Genomic DNA, 14,415 nt, shown 5'->3' with positions numbered 1-14,415 from the left:
TTACCCGCGCGGCTTGTCGGTCGGCACGCCAGCCTCGGCCAGCGCCTTGAGCATCAGCTCGGCAACCGCTTGGTGCGCTTCGAAGTTCCAGTGGATGCCGTCGGGATTGCCCCGGCCGGACATGATCTGTTCGGCGACGGCGGCTTTCAGGTCGACCAGCGGCACATCGTGGGTCTGCGCCCACTCGGTGATCGCCGCCGCCGTTCCCGGCCGGCCATGGTGGGCGTGGGCGTAGGTGTCGGCGATGTGCACCGAGGGCAATGCCGCCACGATCGGGATCCCCGGGCGATTGAAATCGATTGCGCCGCGGGTCTGTTCGAGGTATTCAACGCTGAGATGTGGGGGCAGCGCCGACCGGGCCACCGGTGACAGCCGGGGCTGCAGCCAGCCGTAACCGTCGCGAACCCAGCGCCGCAAGCGAGGCGGACGCACGTAGCGGATCAGTTCCCGCAGCGCGGTCGGCAGCACCGACGGCAGCGAATCCATGCCGCCGGTGGCGAAGATGACGGCCCCCGCCCTGGGCAGCGCCGCCCACGCGCGCGGGTCCTGGGTGGCCGCCCACCAGATATCGCGACAGGTCCAGCCGATGCGGCCGATGAGCTCGACGTCCCAATCCAGTTGTTTGGCAACGATGTTCGGCCAGATCCGGGGGTCGTCCGCGGGCAGGCCACCGGTGGGCCCGTAGTACGCCAGTGAGTCGGCGAAGATCAGCAGAGTCGGACGCGCCTCAGAGGACATCGTTGGACACCTGCGCCGAAGCGTTCCACACGTCGAGGCGCCACCGGATGGCGTCGAAACCCGCGCCCTGCTCGTCGGAGTGACCGGACAGCTGAACCCAGCTGGCGTTTCCCATGCCGCCCAATACCGGCCAGTTGGCGACCGGGAGTTTCAGCAGGGCGGCCGACAGCGCGGCGATCAGGCCGCCGTGGGCCACCAGCACCACCGGCCGCTCGGCTTGCTGTGGATCACCCCAGTCCGGTTCGCCGGACACCAGTTCGGAGACGAGTGGCACGCTGCGGGCGGCCACATCGACGCGGCTCTCGCCGCCGTGCGGCGCCCAGGTGGCGTCCTCGCGCCAGGCCAGCCGCGCGCCCGGAGCCTGCGCGTCCACCTCGGTGTGCGTCAACCCCTGCCAGTCGCCGAGATGGGTTTCCCGCAACCGTTTGTCCACCCGGATCGGCAGGCCGGTCCGCTCCCCCAGCCTGATCGCCGTGTCGTAGGCACGATGCAGGTCCGACGACACGATCAGCAACGGCTGCAGCTTGCCCAGGACCTCGGCGGCGGCGACCGCTTGGGCGCGACCGAGCTCGCTGAGTTGGGAATCCAGTTGCCCCTGCATCCTGCTGCCGGCATTGAACTCGGTTTGCCCGTGCCGCAACATGATCAGCCGACGAATCGTCATGGCGCGCCCACCGAGTCGTCGGGTTCTTCGGTTAGATCCACGGGCACCACCGGGCAGTCGCCCCACAACCGGTCCAGGGCGTAGAAGTCGCGGTCGTCCTGGTGCTGGATGTGCACGACGATGTCGCGGTAGTCCAGCAGCGTCCAGCGCCCTTCCCGGGTGCCCTCCCGGCGCGCCGGCTTGTAGCCGGCCCTGCGCATCTTCTCCTCGACCTCGTCGACGATGGCGTTGACCTGCCGCTCGTTGGACGCCGAGGCGATCACGAAGCAGTCCGTGATGACCAGCTGGCCCGACACGTCGATCACGATGACGTCGTCGGCCAGCTTCGATGCGGCCGCACCTGCGGCCACGGTCGCCATGTCGATGGCCTCCTGCGTGGCGCTCATGTGTTGTTCCCGGCGGGCAGCGTTGATCGGCTCACGGAGTCCTTCGATTGGTCGCCGGCGCGATACAGCCGGCGCTTGGAGACGTATTGCACGACGCCGTCGGGCATCAGGTACCAGAGGGGCCGGCGTTGTTCGGCGCGCAGCCGGCAATCGGTCGACGAGATGGCCAGCGCCGGAATCTCGACGAGGGTGAGCACATCCTCGGCCAGCTCGCCCAGCACGCCGGTGATGTGTTCGCGCCGCAGCTCGTATCCCGGCCGGCTGACGCCGACGAACCGCGCCAAGTCGAACATCTCCTGCCAGCCCTGCCACGACAGGATTGAGGCGAGCGCGTCCGCGCCAGTGATGAAGTACAGCTGCGAATCCGGGTTGAGGGCGTGCAGATCCCGCAGGGTGTCCTTGGTGTAGGTGGGGCCTGCGCGGTCGATGTCGACCCGGCTGACCGAGAAGCGCGGGTTGGACGCGGTGGCGATCACCGTCATCAGATACCGGTCCTCCGCCGCGGAAACGTGCCGATCCTTTTGCCAGGGCTGGCCGCTGGGCACGAAGACCACTTCGTCGAGGTCGAACAGGTCGGCGACCTCGCTGGCGGCAACCAGGTGCCCGTAATGGATGGGATCGAACGTCCCACCCATCACACCCAGCCTGCGCAGCTCCTTTTGCACGATTTGCCAGCTTACTTGAGGCGACGCCGTCGCCCGATTTCGTCACACCGGCCACAGCAGGTCCACGCGAGAGGCTCCCGCCTGCGGGCGCCACGCTGGCGTGACACACGGCGCTCGCGATCACGCTGGCGTGACGCTCGCGGGCCGTGCCCCGGTGCCCCGTGCGCCGCGACGAGCCGGCCCTACACCGGCAGCAGCTGGTCGATCACCGCGGCCAACTGCTTGGCCGACCGGCATTCGTGCATCGTGATGACCTCTTGATAGCGCGGCACCGCCGAGTCGCCGCTGCCCCACAGGTGCTTGGGTTCGGGATTCAGCCAGTGCGCGTGCCGGCTGGCGGTCACCATGTGGGAGAGCAGCTCGGTCTCCGGATTGCGGTAGTTGGTGCGTCCGTCACCGAGCACCAGCAGCGAGCTGCGCGGCGACAGCACGTTGGGGAACGCCTGCGCGAACGACGCGAACGCGTTGCCGTAGTCGGAATGCCCGTCGCGGCTGAACACACCGGCCTCCCGGGTGATCCGCTGGATCGCCACGGCCAGATCGGCTTCCGGCCCGAACATGTGCGTCACCTCGTCGGTGGTGTCGATGAAGGCGAAGACCCGCACTCGCGAAAACTGTTGGCGCAGAGCGTGTACCAGCAGCAGGGTGAAGTGGCTGAACCCGGCGACCGAGCCGGACACGTCACACAGCACCACCAGTTCCGGCCGCGCCGGGCGGGGCTTGGCCAACACCACATCGATCGGCACGCCGCCGGTGGACATCGACTTGCGCAGCGTCTTGCGCAGATCGATCACACCCGCGCGGGACCGTCGCCGCCGGGCCGCGAGCCGGGTGGCCAGTGTGCGCGCCAGCGGCGCCACCACCCGTTGCATCTGGCGCAGCTGTTCACCCGAGGCCCGCAGGAACTCGACATTCTCCGAAAGCTGTGGGATGCCGTACATCTGGACGTGATCGCGGCCGAGTTGCTCGGCGGTGCGCCGCTTGGTCTCGGCGTCGACCAGCTTGCGCAATTGCGAAATCCGCTGCGCGGCCATGGCTTTGGCGATCTGCTCCTGCGTGGGCGTGGGCTCGTCACCATACGGGGCGAGCAGCCCCGCCAGCAGCTTGCCCTCCAGCTCGTCCAGCGCCATGGCTTTGAGCGCCTGGTACGACGAGAAGGACGGGCCCCGGCTGGAGCTGTACTTCCCGTAGGCCTCCACGATGCGCGCGATCATCGCGACGAGCCGCTCGTCCATGTCGGCGAGGTCGGGGTTCTCGTTGAGCAGGTCCAGCAGCATCTGGCGCATCGCCTCGACGTCGTCGGGCGGCAACGAGTCGTCGCCTTGTGACCCGTCGGCTCCTTCGTCGGTGACCACCGCGCGTGCGCCCAGCGCCGCGGGGAACCACAGGTCGAACATGGCGTCGTAGGTGTCACGGTGATCGGGTTGGCGTAGCACGGCGCAGGCGATGCCCTCGCGCAGCACCTCACGGTCGCTCAAGCCCAGGGTGGCCATCACGCGGCCGGCGTCCACCGTCTCGGACGGCCCCACCGAAATGCCAACTCCGCGAAGCGCTTCGACGAAGCCCACCAGGTGGCCCGGCAGCCCGTGCGGGGCGAGCGGCCGGGTTGGTCGGATGCGGCGGGCGGCCATCAGTTCAGCCGGAGCTCGCCGCTTGCGCGCTGCTGATCGGACTGATGCTTGAGGACGACGCCCAAGGTGGCGGCAACGACGGCGTCGTCGATGGTGTCCAGGCCCAGCGCCAACAGGGTGCGACCCCAGTCGATGGTCTCGGCGATGGACGGCACCTTCTTGAGTTGCATGCCGCGCAACACGCCGATGATGCGCACCAGCTCATCGGCGAGGTGCTGGGGCAGCTCGGGCACCCGCGACAACAGGATGCGGCGCTCCAGCTCGGGACTGGGAAAGTCGATGTGCAAGAACAGGCAGCGGCGCTTGAGGGCCTCGGACAGCTCCCGGGTTGCGTTGGAGGTCAGCACGACGAACGGCGTCCGCTCCGCGGTGATCGTGCCCAGCTCGGGGACCGTCACCGCGAAGTCGGACAGCACCTCGAGCAGCAGGCCCTCGATTTCGATGTCGGCCTTATCGGTTTCGTCGATCAGCAGCACCGTGGGCTCGGTGCGCCGGATGGCGGTGAGCAGCGGCCGCTGCAGCAGGAACTCCTCGCTGAACACGTCGTCCTTGGTCTGATCCCAGTCCCCGGAGCCGGCCTGAATACGGAGTATCTGCTTGGCGTGGTTCCACTCGTACAGGGCGCGCGCCTCGTCCACCCCCTCGTAGCACTGCAGGCGGACCAGTCCCGAGTCGGTCGCCTGGGCGACGGCGCGAGCCAGCTCGGTCTTGCCGACACCGGCCGGACCCTCCACCAGCAACGGCTTGCCGAGCCGGTCGGCCAGGAACACGGCGGTGGCGGTGGCGGTGTCGGGCAGGTAACCGGTCTCGGCCAACCGTCGCGAAACGTCGTCGATGTCGGCGAACAACGGCTTGGGCCGGGCGGGCACGCTCACTATCTCGGTTCTCCTAAAGCACTTTCGTCGCGGTCAGGCGGGCCGGACTTGCCCGTCACCCCACGCGATCCACTTGGTCGAGGTCAACTCCGGCAGCCCCATCGGGCCGCGCGCATGCAATTTCTGGGTGGAGATCCCGATTTCGGCGCCGAAGCCGAACTGCTCGCCGTCGGTGAACGCCGTCGACGCGTTGACCATCACCGCCGCCGCATCGACCCCGTCGCTAAACCGTTGCGCGGCAGCCATATTGCTGGTCACAATCGCCTCGGTGTGCCCCGTCCCGTACTCGTTGATGTGAGCGATCGCGGCGTCGATGCCGTCCACCACGGCGACGGCGATGTCCATCGACAGGTACTCGCGGCGCAGGTCGTCCTCGGCGGCGTCCGCCGAAACCCCGCCGTGCACGGTCACGCCCGCGTCCTCGAGGGCCGACACCAACCGGGGCAGCGCCTTCTTGGCGATCGTGGCGTCGACCAACAGCGTCTCGGCGGCATTACAGACGCTGGGGCGGCGGGTCTTGGAGTTCAGCAGGATTCGTTCCGCGAGGTCCAGGTCGGCTCCTTCGTGCACGTACACGTGGCAGTTGCCGACACCGGTCTCGATGGTGGGCACCTGCGCGTCGCGAACCACTGCGTCGATCAGGCTCGCTCCGCCGCGCGGAATCACCACGTCCACCAGGCCGCGGGCCTGGATCAGGTGCGTCACCGTGGCGCGATCGGCGGCCGAAAGAAGTTGCACCGCATCGGCGGGCAGGTCCTCACTGACCAGCGAGGCGCGCAGCACCTGCACCAGCGCCTGATTCGACCGCGCCGCCGACGAACTCCCGCGCAACAGCACCGCATTGCCCGACTTGAGCGCCAGGCCGAAGGCGTCGACGGTGACGTTGGGCCGGCCCTCGTAGATCATGCCGACGACGCCGAGCGGCACGCGCTGCTGCCGCAGGTGCAAACCGTTCGGCAGGGTGTACCCGCGCAGCACCTCGCCGACCGGGTCGGGCAGCCCGGCGACCTGGCGCAGGCCGGCGGCGATCCCCTCGACGCGTTTGGAGTCCAGCGCCAGCCGGTCGAGCATCGCGGTCGGTGTGCCCGCGGCTTCGGCAGCGCTGAGGTCGTCGGCGTTGGCGGAGAGAATCAGATCGGTGTGAGCCGCTATCGCGTCGGCCGCGGAGCGCAGCGCCTGGTCCTTGGCCACCGTCGGCAACAACGCCAGGACGCGAGAGGCGACCCGGGCGCGCCGGGCGGCATTGTGGACCTCGCGACGCAAGTCAGGAAGCGATGGTGCTTGCAGACTCATTGAACCAGGGTATCGGGCCTTGACCGGCCCAGCGCGGCGGCCCGGGTATTACGCCATCCGCTCCGCACGTAACGCGCCGGGACCGAGATTTCAAGCGTCGGCGAGTCAGCGCCGCGGTTTGGCCGGCTGCTGTCGCTCGACACCGGCATGGCCGGCCCGGTCGCGGCGGCCCGCCTCTCGCACCTTGGCCTGCCGCTCATCGATCAGTCGCCCTAAGTCTTGAAGCAGCAACGGTTTACGCATCACGAGGTGCTCGAGGTGCTCACGCTCGATCTGCAGCGCCGTCACCTCGTCCAGCGCGTAGGCGCCGGCCAGGTTGGGTTGACGGGTCAGCGCCGTCAGGCCGAGGAACGATCCCTCGTCGAGGATGCTGGCAGGCACCACCGACCCGTCCTCGGTCGTCGCCGTCAGCCGGACCCGCCCGGCGACCAGGAAGGTCATGCCCGAGGACACCTGACCGGCGGACTCGATGATTTCGTCGGCACCGTAGCGGACGAGCTTGGCGTACGGCACCAGCGATTGCTGATCGGTGTGACTCAGCCGCAACGCCGGGGCGACCACCGTGCGCAGCGCTTTCTCCACGCGCTGCTTGGTGGAGTAGTTGTCGTCGGCGCCGTCCAGCCGCAGGCGCGACCGCCGCGCGGCGTACCAGACCCAGCGCAGGAAGGTGGCTTCGGTGGCTTCCGCGTCGGCGGGCGACGTCAGCCTGATGGTGGTGCGGTACTGGGCGCCGCCCAGCGCGACGGTGGTCGGCAACACCTCCGGTCTGCGGGCCGGCAGCGCACCGGCGACCCGCGTCAACATCGCGCACACCTTGTCCGGGGCATCGCCGGCCGCGAACTTCGTGGTGATTGCACAGTCGTATGCCCGCGACGGGCGACTCAGGTTCGTGAACGAGGTGCTGGCCAGCATCGAGTTGGGCATGATGCGGATGCCGCTGCCGGTGTCGATGTGGACGGACCGCCAGTTCACTTCGACGACGCGCCCCCGCGTGGTACCGGTGTCCAGCCAGTCGTTGATCCGGAACGGCTGCTCGAAGAGCATGAACAAGCCGGACACGACCTGGCCCACGGAGTTCTGCAGCATCAACCCGATGACCACCGAGGTGATGCCCAGCGCCGTGAACAGGCCGCCGATCCGGACGCCCCAGATGTAGGAGAGCATCACCGCGAGCCCGACGCCGATCACTCCGAAGCGGGCGACGTCGATGAAGATGGCGGGCAACCGCTTGCGCCAGCTTTCGTCGGGCGCGCCCTCGAACACGGTGGCGTTCAGGGCCGACAGCACCAGCACCAACACCAACAGGCCGAAGATCGTGGTGAGGATCCGCACCGAGCCATCCCCGGCCGGGATCTGCGACGCCTTGACGACCAACAGCAGCAGTGCGCCCAGCGGCAGCAGATAGTTGCGCAGCAGGCTGACCTGCCTGGCCAGGTGGCTTCTCCGGCGGACCAGCGCGCGGTGCAATTCGGTGAGCAGGATCAAACAGACCGGGAATCCCAGCGCGACCCCGATCGCCCAGTAGAACCACGACGATTCGAACAGGTTCATGATCGCTCCGACAACCGGTAGATCGCCTGGTCCGTTCCGCCGACCGAGATGGTTCCCGCGGGCGCGAACTGGCGCACGTCACGCATCGCCTCGTACACCTGCGATGTTACGTAGATGCCCGATTGGTTTGAGCCGCTCTGCATTTGGTAGGCCAGGCTCACCGCGGCGCCCCACATGTCATACACGAGCCCCGAGCGGCCGACCAGTCCGCTGATGACGTTGCCGGTGCTGATGCCCACTCGAAGGCGCAACTCGTGACCCGTCTGGTTGTTGAACCGCTCGATGATGTGGCGCATTTCGAGCGCGAAGTCGACGCTCCGGTGAATGCTGTCCAGCCGCGGCGTGACCACGCCGCAGCTGGCGAGGTAGCCATTGTGGAAGGTGCGGATTCGCTCGACGCCGAGAGATTCGGCGGCCGAGTCGAATTGCCGGAAGAGTTCGTCGACGATCCCCACCAGCTCGTCGCCGGATATGCCGACGGAGACCTCGTCGAGCCCGACGATTTCGGCGAAGATGACGGCCACGTCCTGGTGTTCCTGCGCGATGGTCTCCTGTCCCTCGCGATATCGCTGCACGACGGACTCGGGCATCAGCGCCAGCAACAGGCGGTCGTTCTCCCTGCGCTGTTCGTTGAGCAACTCCTCCTTGATCGCCAGGTTGCGGCTCATCTCATTGAAAGCCGCAGTCAGCTCGCCGATTTCGTCGCGCGTCTTCACCGGGATGTTGACCTCGTAGTCGCCCGAGGTGATCTTCTGCGTGCCGGCCTGCAGCCGACGGATCGGGCGCAACATCAGCTGGGCCAGCACCATCGACGCCACGCAGATGGCGAAGATCATGATCGACACGGCCAGCACGAGCGTTCTGCTGAACCGGCCGAGGCGTGCGAACGCGTCGGAGTTGTCGCGCGTTGCCAGGATCGACCAGTGCAGATCGGAGTTCGGCACCGTCAGCGGGGCGTAGGCCTCCAGTTCCCTGTTGCCCAGATAGTCGGTGGCGCTGAGGACTCCGGTTTGTCCGCGCTGGGCGGCGCGAAGGCCCGCGGTGGGCACCGGCTGCACCAGCGTCGTGCCACCGAGGCGGATCGCTTGCTCGACGACGTCGGGCGGGGTGCCGGACGCCACGGCCTCGCGTTTGTACTCGGCGGGATCCTCGAGGAAAAGCCTTGAGTCGGAACGCATCAGGTTATCCGGACCGGCGAGGTAGGTCTCGGTGGCCGGGCCCATCCCGGCGGCCTCCCAATGTTTGTCGGCCGTCATGATCTTGTTGATCTTCGAGATCGGCAGCGGCAGCGCCATCACGCCGTTGAATTTTCCGTTCATTCCCACCGGCGACACCACCCACGCCGTCGGGGCGTCGAGTTGCGGCTGGTACGGCTGGAAGTCGGTGATCCAGACGAAGTCGAGATCGTTGGAGCGCAGGGCCTTTTGGTATGCGTCCCGCAGATTGGACTCGCGGTACGGGCCGGTGAGGATGTTGGTGCCCAGATCGGGGCCCTTGTTCACCGAGTACACGACGTTGCCCTGCATGTCCAGCAGCAGCGCATCCGGGTACTCGAAACGGGTGACGATGTCGCGCATGTAGAAGCCGTAGCGGCCGCTGGCCGCCGACCAGGCGCTGCCGTCCCCCGCGTCCTCGACCTTCCTCGCCTCGGCGATCGATGGGTACTGCGCGGTGTAGTTGGCCTGAAGGTACTTCTGTGCGTTGGAACTCGGGAAGATCGCGTTGCGATCGAGCTCCTCACCGGTGATGCGCTTGATCGGCTTGATCATGTTGTTGTCGTAGTAGTTGACGAGGGCCTGCTGTTGGGCCGGGGTGATCGTCGCGTTGGACAACTGCGCGAAGCCATCGGTGAACGCCGTGGTCGCCTCGACGATGCTGAAGCCGCCGCTGTACACGATCAGCGAATTCGTGACCTCTTTGAACAGTGACTGCACCTGCCGCGCCTGGGACTCGCGCAGTTCGGTGAGTCGCTCGGATTCGACCTGGCGCAACGCGTTGCGGCCCGACGACGCCCCGATGAAGGCGATCACCCCGATCGACAGGATGCTGCACAACAGCAGCGTCAGCAGGAGCTTGGATTGCAGGCCGATCCGGAAGAGCCGACGACGGCGGAACTTACGGCCTCTACGGGCCTCGCCCGATTGCGCCACAACCGTTTCGGCCGGGTCGGGTGCCGGGGCGGGCGCAGGTGCGTTCTGGGAAGCCGGCTCAGCGTCTCGTAGCTCGCTCGATGTCACTCGACTTCGCCCTTCCTCGGACAGGCAGCATCGCTCACGCAGCACACTAGCGCGCGCGCCTCGAGATATGGGCGATTGCGGCAAAGCGTTCAAGGCGAAGAACGCTCGGGCCTTCAACAACCCGACTGAGTGCACCTATCCTTGGCGCTATGAGCGACGCCTGCGCGGACGGTTGCGGCTGCGGCCCCAGCGACGTGGCGACCGTCCGGGGCGCCGAGCCCGACGCCGCTTGGACACGCGCCGCGCGCCGGGCGCGATGGCTCGCGTGGGCGAGCCTGTGCTGGATGTGCGCGGAGGGCGCGCTCGGGCTGTGGCAGGGGTTCGCCGTCGGGTCCATCTCGCTGATCGGCTGGGCGCTCGGCAGTGCCGTCGAGGGCTTGGCGAGCGTGATCGTCGTGTGGCGGTTCACGGGTGACCGCACGCTGTCGGAGACCTCGGAGCGCCATGCCCAGCGCGGGGTGGCCGTGTCGTTCTGGCTCATCGCGCCCTACATCGCTCTCGAATCGGTCCGGAATCTGCTCACCGGGGCCCGCCCCGGGACGACGGTGATCGGGATCGCCTTGACCGCGGTGGCGCTGGTCATGATGCCGCTGCTGGGATGGGCCAAGCGGCGGCTCGCCGGGCACCTGAACTCGCGGGCCACCGCCGGGGAGGGCACCCAAAACTATTTGTGCGCCGCGCAGTCCGCGGCGGTGCTGCTGACGCTGGCCGTCATCGCCGTGTGGCCGGGCGGCTGGTGGCTGGACCCGGCGGTCGGCCTGGTCATCGCCGGTGTTGCGGTCCGCGAGGGATTTGAGGCGTGGCACGGCGAGGACTGCGAATGCTGATGCAAGAGCCAAAATCGCGGCGCCGCAGACTGTTTGGCGGTTGCAATCGACTGACGTCGGCGTAATGGCGCGAGTCTGCGTGGTCGGCAGCGTGAACATGGACCTGTCGCTGCGCGTCGACACCCTCCCCCGCCCCGGCGAGACGGTGCTGGCGTCGTCGCTGACCTCCGCGCCGGGCGGCAAGGGGGGCAATCAGGCGGTGGCGGCGGCGCGTGCGGGTGCGCAGGTGCAATTCGTCGGAGCGTTCGGCGACGACTCGGCCGCGGCGCGGTTACGCGCCCACTTGCTGGACAACGGGGTGGCTCTGGACGGCACCGCCGCAGCGCCCGGGCCGAGCGGCACGGCGATCGTGGTTGTCGACGCCGACGCCGAAAACACCATCGTGGTGGCGCCCGGGGCGAACGCGCGGCTGACGCTGGACCGCGCCGCCGCGCGCGGCGCCATCAGCGGCTGCGACGTCTTGTTGACGCAGTTGGAGATCCCCGCGCAGGCGGCGGCGACCGCGGCACAGCTGGCCCGTTCGGCCGGCGCGGTCGTCATCGTCAACGCCTCACCGTCCGGGCAGGACCCCGGCTCGTTGTCCGACCTTGCCGCCGCGGCAGACGTGGTCATCGTCAACGAGGCCGAGGCCGACGAATGGCCGTGGCGCCCCGATCACCTGGTCACCACCCTGGGGGCGCGCGGCGCGCGGTACGCAGGTGTCGACGGCGACTTTGTGGTGCCCGCTCCGGCGGTGGCCGCGGTGGACACCACCGGCGCCGGGGACGTGTTCGCCGGTGTGCTCGCGGGAAGCTGGCCACCCCATCCGGGCTCGCCCGCCGGACGGCTGCACGCGCTGCGACGCGCCTGCGCCGCGGGGGCGCTGGCGACGCTGGTAGCCGGTGCCGGCGACTGCGCACCGGATGCCGAAGCGATCGACGCGGCGCTGCAATCGCTGGCCTGACCTGCGGTTGGCAGCAGTTGGCAGCGTCCGGCGTCGATCTGGCAGTGGTTCGCGGGCAACGTCGGTGGCGATCGTTTTCAGCCATCGAGAAAGGAACATCATGTCCGCTACCACGATTGATCGCACGGGCACCCGGGACGGCCTGCTGCGCCTGGCCATGCGCGCCGACGCCGCCATCAGCGGGCTGGTCGGCCTGGCCGGCATCCCGCTGGCCGGCCGGCTCGCCGAGCTCTCGGGTACCACGAAAGCGTTCGAGTACGGGATGGGCGCCTTCTTGCTCGGCTACGGCGTGCTGGTGTTCGGGCTCGCCAACCTGCCGTCGGTGCGCCGCGCCGGCATGGCCGTCATCATCGGCAACCTGCTCTACACCGTGGCCGCCGTGGTGCTGGTGCTCACGGACGTCTTCCCGCTGACCTCGGCCGGCGTCGCGTTGAACCTGGCGGCCGGGGCCTACACGCTGGTGTTCGCGGAGCTGCAATACCAGGGCTGGCGCCGCGCGAGGGCGTGAGCCGGGCCGTTCGTGGCCCGTCCGGCGATCCCGGGCGGGCCCGCAGCACGTTATTCCTCGGGAATCTGGCGGTCGATCTCGTCGAGCCAGATGCGCGCGGACATGTCCGACGGGGCGCGCCAGTCACCGCGGGGCGACAGCGCGCCGCCGTGCGACACCTTCGGGCCGTTGGGCAGCGCCGAACGCTTGAATTGGCTGAACGAATAGAAGCGCTGCACGAAGACCCCGAGCCAATGCCGAATCTCCTTCAGCGAGTAGGTCGGTCGCTTGTCCTCGGGGAATCCCGGCGGCCAGTTGCCCCGCTCGGGGTCGCTCCACGCGTGCCAGGCCAGGAACGCGATCTTCGACGGCCGGAACCCGTAACGCAACACGTGGAACAGTGAGAAGTCCTGCAGCGCATACGGTCCCACCTTGTCCTCGCTGCTCTGCAGCTCTTCCTCTTCGCCCTTCGGGACGAGCTCCGGGGAGATCTCGGTGTCAAGCACCGACTCCAGCACGTCGGTGACGTCGGATTCGAACTGGCCGGACGAGATCACCCAGCGGATCAGGTGCTGGATCAGCGTCTTCGGGACACCGCCGTTGACGTTGTAGTGCGACATCTGATCGCCCACCCCGTAGGTCGACCAGCCCAGCCCGATCTCGGAGAGGTCGCCGGTGCCGAGCACGATTCCGCCGCGCTGGTTGGCCAGCCGGAACAGGTAGTCGGTGCGCAGGCCCGCCTGCACGTTCTCGAAGGTGACGTCGTAGACCTTTTCCCCACGCCCGAACGGGTGGTCCATCTCTTTGAACATCACCATCGCGGTCTCGGTGATGTCGATCTCGGCGAAGGTGACACCGAGCGCGCGGCACAGCTCGATCGCGTTGCGTTTGGTGCGGTCGCCCGTCGCGAAACCGGGCAGCGTGAACGCGAGAATGTCGCTGCGCGGCCGTTCCTCCCGGTCCATCGCGCGCGCGGCGACGATCAGCGCGTGCGTCGAATCCAGGCCGCCGGAGATCCCGATCACGATCTTCGGGTAGTTCAGCGCGCGCAGCCGCTGCTCGAGCCCCGAAACCTGGATGTTGTAGGCCTCGTAGCAATCCTGTTCCAGGCGTTCGCGATTGGCCGGGACGAACGGGAAACGCTCCACGTCGCGGCGCAATCCGAGGTCGCCGGCCGGCGGCTCCAGCCGGAAGTCGACGCGCCGGAACGACTCGGCCGCCCCGCGATGGTGGCGCCGGTTGTCGTCGAACGTCCCCATTCGCAGGCGTTCTGAGCGCAGCAGGTCGAGATCCACATCCGCGACGCTGCGTCGCTCCCCTTTCGGGAAGCGCTCGGACGAGGCCAGCAGTTCGCCGTTCTCCCAGACCATGGTCTGACCGTCCCAGGCCAGGTCGGTGGTCGACTCGCCCTCGCCCGCGGCGGCGTAGACGTAGGCGGCCAGGCAGCGCGCCGACGCCGAGCGGGCCAGCAGGCAGCGGTCTTCGGCGCGGCCAATCGTGATGGGACTGCCGGACAGGTTCGCCAGCACCGTCGCGCCGGCCAACGCCGCCTCCGCACTGGGCGGGATCGGCACGAACATGTCCTCACAGATTTCGACATGCAGGACGAAGCCGGGGATGTCGGAGGCGGCGAACAGCAGGTCGGGGCCGAACGGGACGTCGGCGTCGCAAATCCGGATGGTGCCGCGCTCGTCATCTCCCGGCGCGATCTGGCGTCGTTCGTAGAACTCCCGATAAGTGGGCAGGTACGACTTGGGCACCACCCCCAACACGGCGCCACGGTGAATCACCACCGCGGTGTTGTAGATGCGATGGCGATACCGCAGCGGGGCGCCGACGACGAGGATCGGCAGCAGATCGGTCGAGGACGCGACGAGGCTCTCGATCGCGGCCGTCACGTCGTCGAGCAGGAGGTCCTGCATCACGATGTCCTCGATCGAATACCCGGACAGCGTCAGCTCGGGGAACACCGCCACCGCGACGCCGTCGTCGTGGCACTCGCGCGCCAGCCCCAGGACCGACTCGGCGTTGGCCGCCGGATCGCCGATCGTGGTGTGATGGGTGCACGCGGCAACCCGGACAAAGCCCTGGCTGTAAGCGTTGTAAAAGTCCATCGCC

General features: G+C 68.3%; 13 protein-coding genes. 3 read left to right on the top strand and 10 right to left on the bottom strand.

Translation table 11 applies throughout. The annotated features are described in order from the left end of the window. The 9 genes from octT to A5691_RS22975 all read right to left on the bottom strand — a co-directional run bounded on the left by octT (position 1) and on the right by A5691_RS22975 (position 10,040). Positions 1-738, bottom strand: a complete 738-nt coding sequence (gene octT / locus A5691_RS23015) for a diglucosylglycerate octanoyltransferase (RefSeq protein ID WP_067752519.1) — start codon at positions 736-738, stop codon at positions 1-3. Further along, positions 728-1,402, bottom strand: a complete 675-nt coding sequence (gene gpgP, locus A5691_RS23010; RefSeq protein ID WP_067888131.1) for a glucosyl-3-phosphoglycerate phosphatase — start codon at positions 1,400-1,402, stop codon at positions 728-730. Before gpgP ends, octT begins: the two co-directional genes overlap by 11 nt. Beyond that, the gene (rsfS, locus tag A5691_RS23005) at positions 1,399-1,788 is read right to left on the bottom strand and encodes a ribosome silencing factor (RefSeq protein WP_068019095.1); all 390 of its coding nucleotides are present in this window, start codon (positions 1,786-1,788) and stop codon (positions 1,399-1,401) included. Before rsfS ends, gpgP begins: the two co-directional genes overlap by 4 nt. Further along, positions 1,785-2,441, bottom strand: coding sequence for a nicotinate-nucleotide adenylyltransferase (nadD, locus tag A5691_RS23000; RefSeq protein WP_255369132.1), 657 nt, complete (start codon positions 2,439-2,441; stop codon positions 1,785-1,787). Before nadD ends, rsfS begins: the two co-directional genes overlap by 4 nt. A gap of 194 nt (positions 2,442-2,635) precedes the next feature. Next, a complete protein-coding gene (locus A5691_RS22995; RefSeq protein WP_067752513.1) occupies positions 2,636-4,084 on the bottom strand; it encodes a VWA domain-containing protein in 1,449 nt (482 codons plus the stop codon). Then, positions 4,084-4,959, bottom strand: coding sequence for a MoxR family ATPase (locus A5691_RS22990; RefSeq protein ID WP_067781981.1), 876 nt, complete (start codon positions 4,957-4,959; stop codon positions 4,084-4,086). The genes A5691_RS22995 and A5691_RS22990 overlap by 1 nt, the downstream gene beginning before the upstream one ends. Before the next feature lie 33 nt (positions 4,960-4,992). After that, positions 4,993-6,252: a glutamate-5-semialdehyde dehydrogenase gene (locus A5691_RS22985; protein WP_067752508.1), complete on the bottom strand. Its 1,260-nt coding sequence runs from the start codon at positions 6,250-6,252 to the stop codon at positions 4,993-4,995. Positions 6,253-6,357: 105 nt separating this feature from the next. Next, a complete protein-coding gene (locus A5691_RS22980) occupies positions 6,358-7,803 on the bottom strand; it encodes a mechanosensitive ion channel domain-containing protein (RefSeq protein WP_067752505.1) in 1,446 nt (481 codons plus the stop codon). Then, positions 7,800-10,040, bottom strand: a complete 2,241-nt coding sequence (locus A5691_RS22975; protein ID WP_067781975.1) for an adenylate/guanylate cyclase domain-containing protein — start codon at positions 10,038-10,040, stop codon at positions 7,800-7,802. The genes A5691_RS22980 and A5691_RS22975 overlap by 4 nt, the downstream gene beginning before the upstream one ends. A gap of 149 nt (positions 10,041-10,189) precedes the next feature. Between A5691_RS22975 and A5691_RS22970 the strand changes: the two genes are divergently transcribed. From A5691_RS22970 to A5691_RS22960, 3 genes are all read left to right on the top strand, one after another. After that, complete coding sequence (locus A5691_RS22970; protein WP_082950459.1) at positions 10,190-10,867, top strand: cation transporter; 678 nt, start codon at positions 10,190-10,192, stop codon at positions 10,865-10,867. Between the two features lie 64 nt (positions 10,868-10,931). Then, on the top strand, positions 10,932-11,810 hold the full coding sequence (locus tag A5691_RS22965) for a PfkB family carbohydrate kinase (RefSeq protein ID WP_068019098.1): 879 nt from the start codon (positions 10,932-10,934) through the stop codon (positions 11,808-11,810). A 100-nt stretch (positions 11,811-11,910) separates the two neighbouring features. Then, a complete protein-coding gene (locus A5691_RS22960) occupies positions 11,911-12,318 on the top strand; it encodes a hypothetical protein (RefSeq protein WP_067752556.1) in 408 nt (135 codons plus the stop codon). Between the two features lie 50 nt (positions 12,319-12,368). On the opposite strand, the gene A5691_RS22955 is transcribed toward A5691_RS22960, so the two are convergent. Next, positions 12,369-14,411 (bottom strand): NAD(+) synthase, encoded by a 2,043-nt coding sequence (locus A5691_RS22955; protein WP_067752497.1) that lies wholly within the window; start codon positions 14,409-14,411, stop codon positions 12,369-12,371. Positions 14,412-14,415 lie beyond the last annotated feature (4 nt).

Origin of the sequence: Mycobacterium sp. E183, assembly GCF_001667735.1 — a bacterium.
GTDB lineage: Bacteria > Actinomycetota > Actinomycetes > Mycobacteriales > Mycobacteriaceae > Mycobacterium.
The sequence above is the reverse complement of the archived record's forward strand: the minus strand, read 5'-3'. Positions and strand labels throughout refer to the sequence as shown.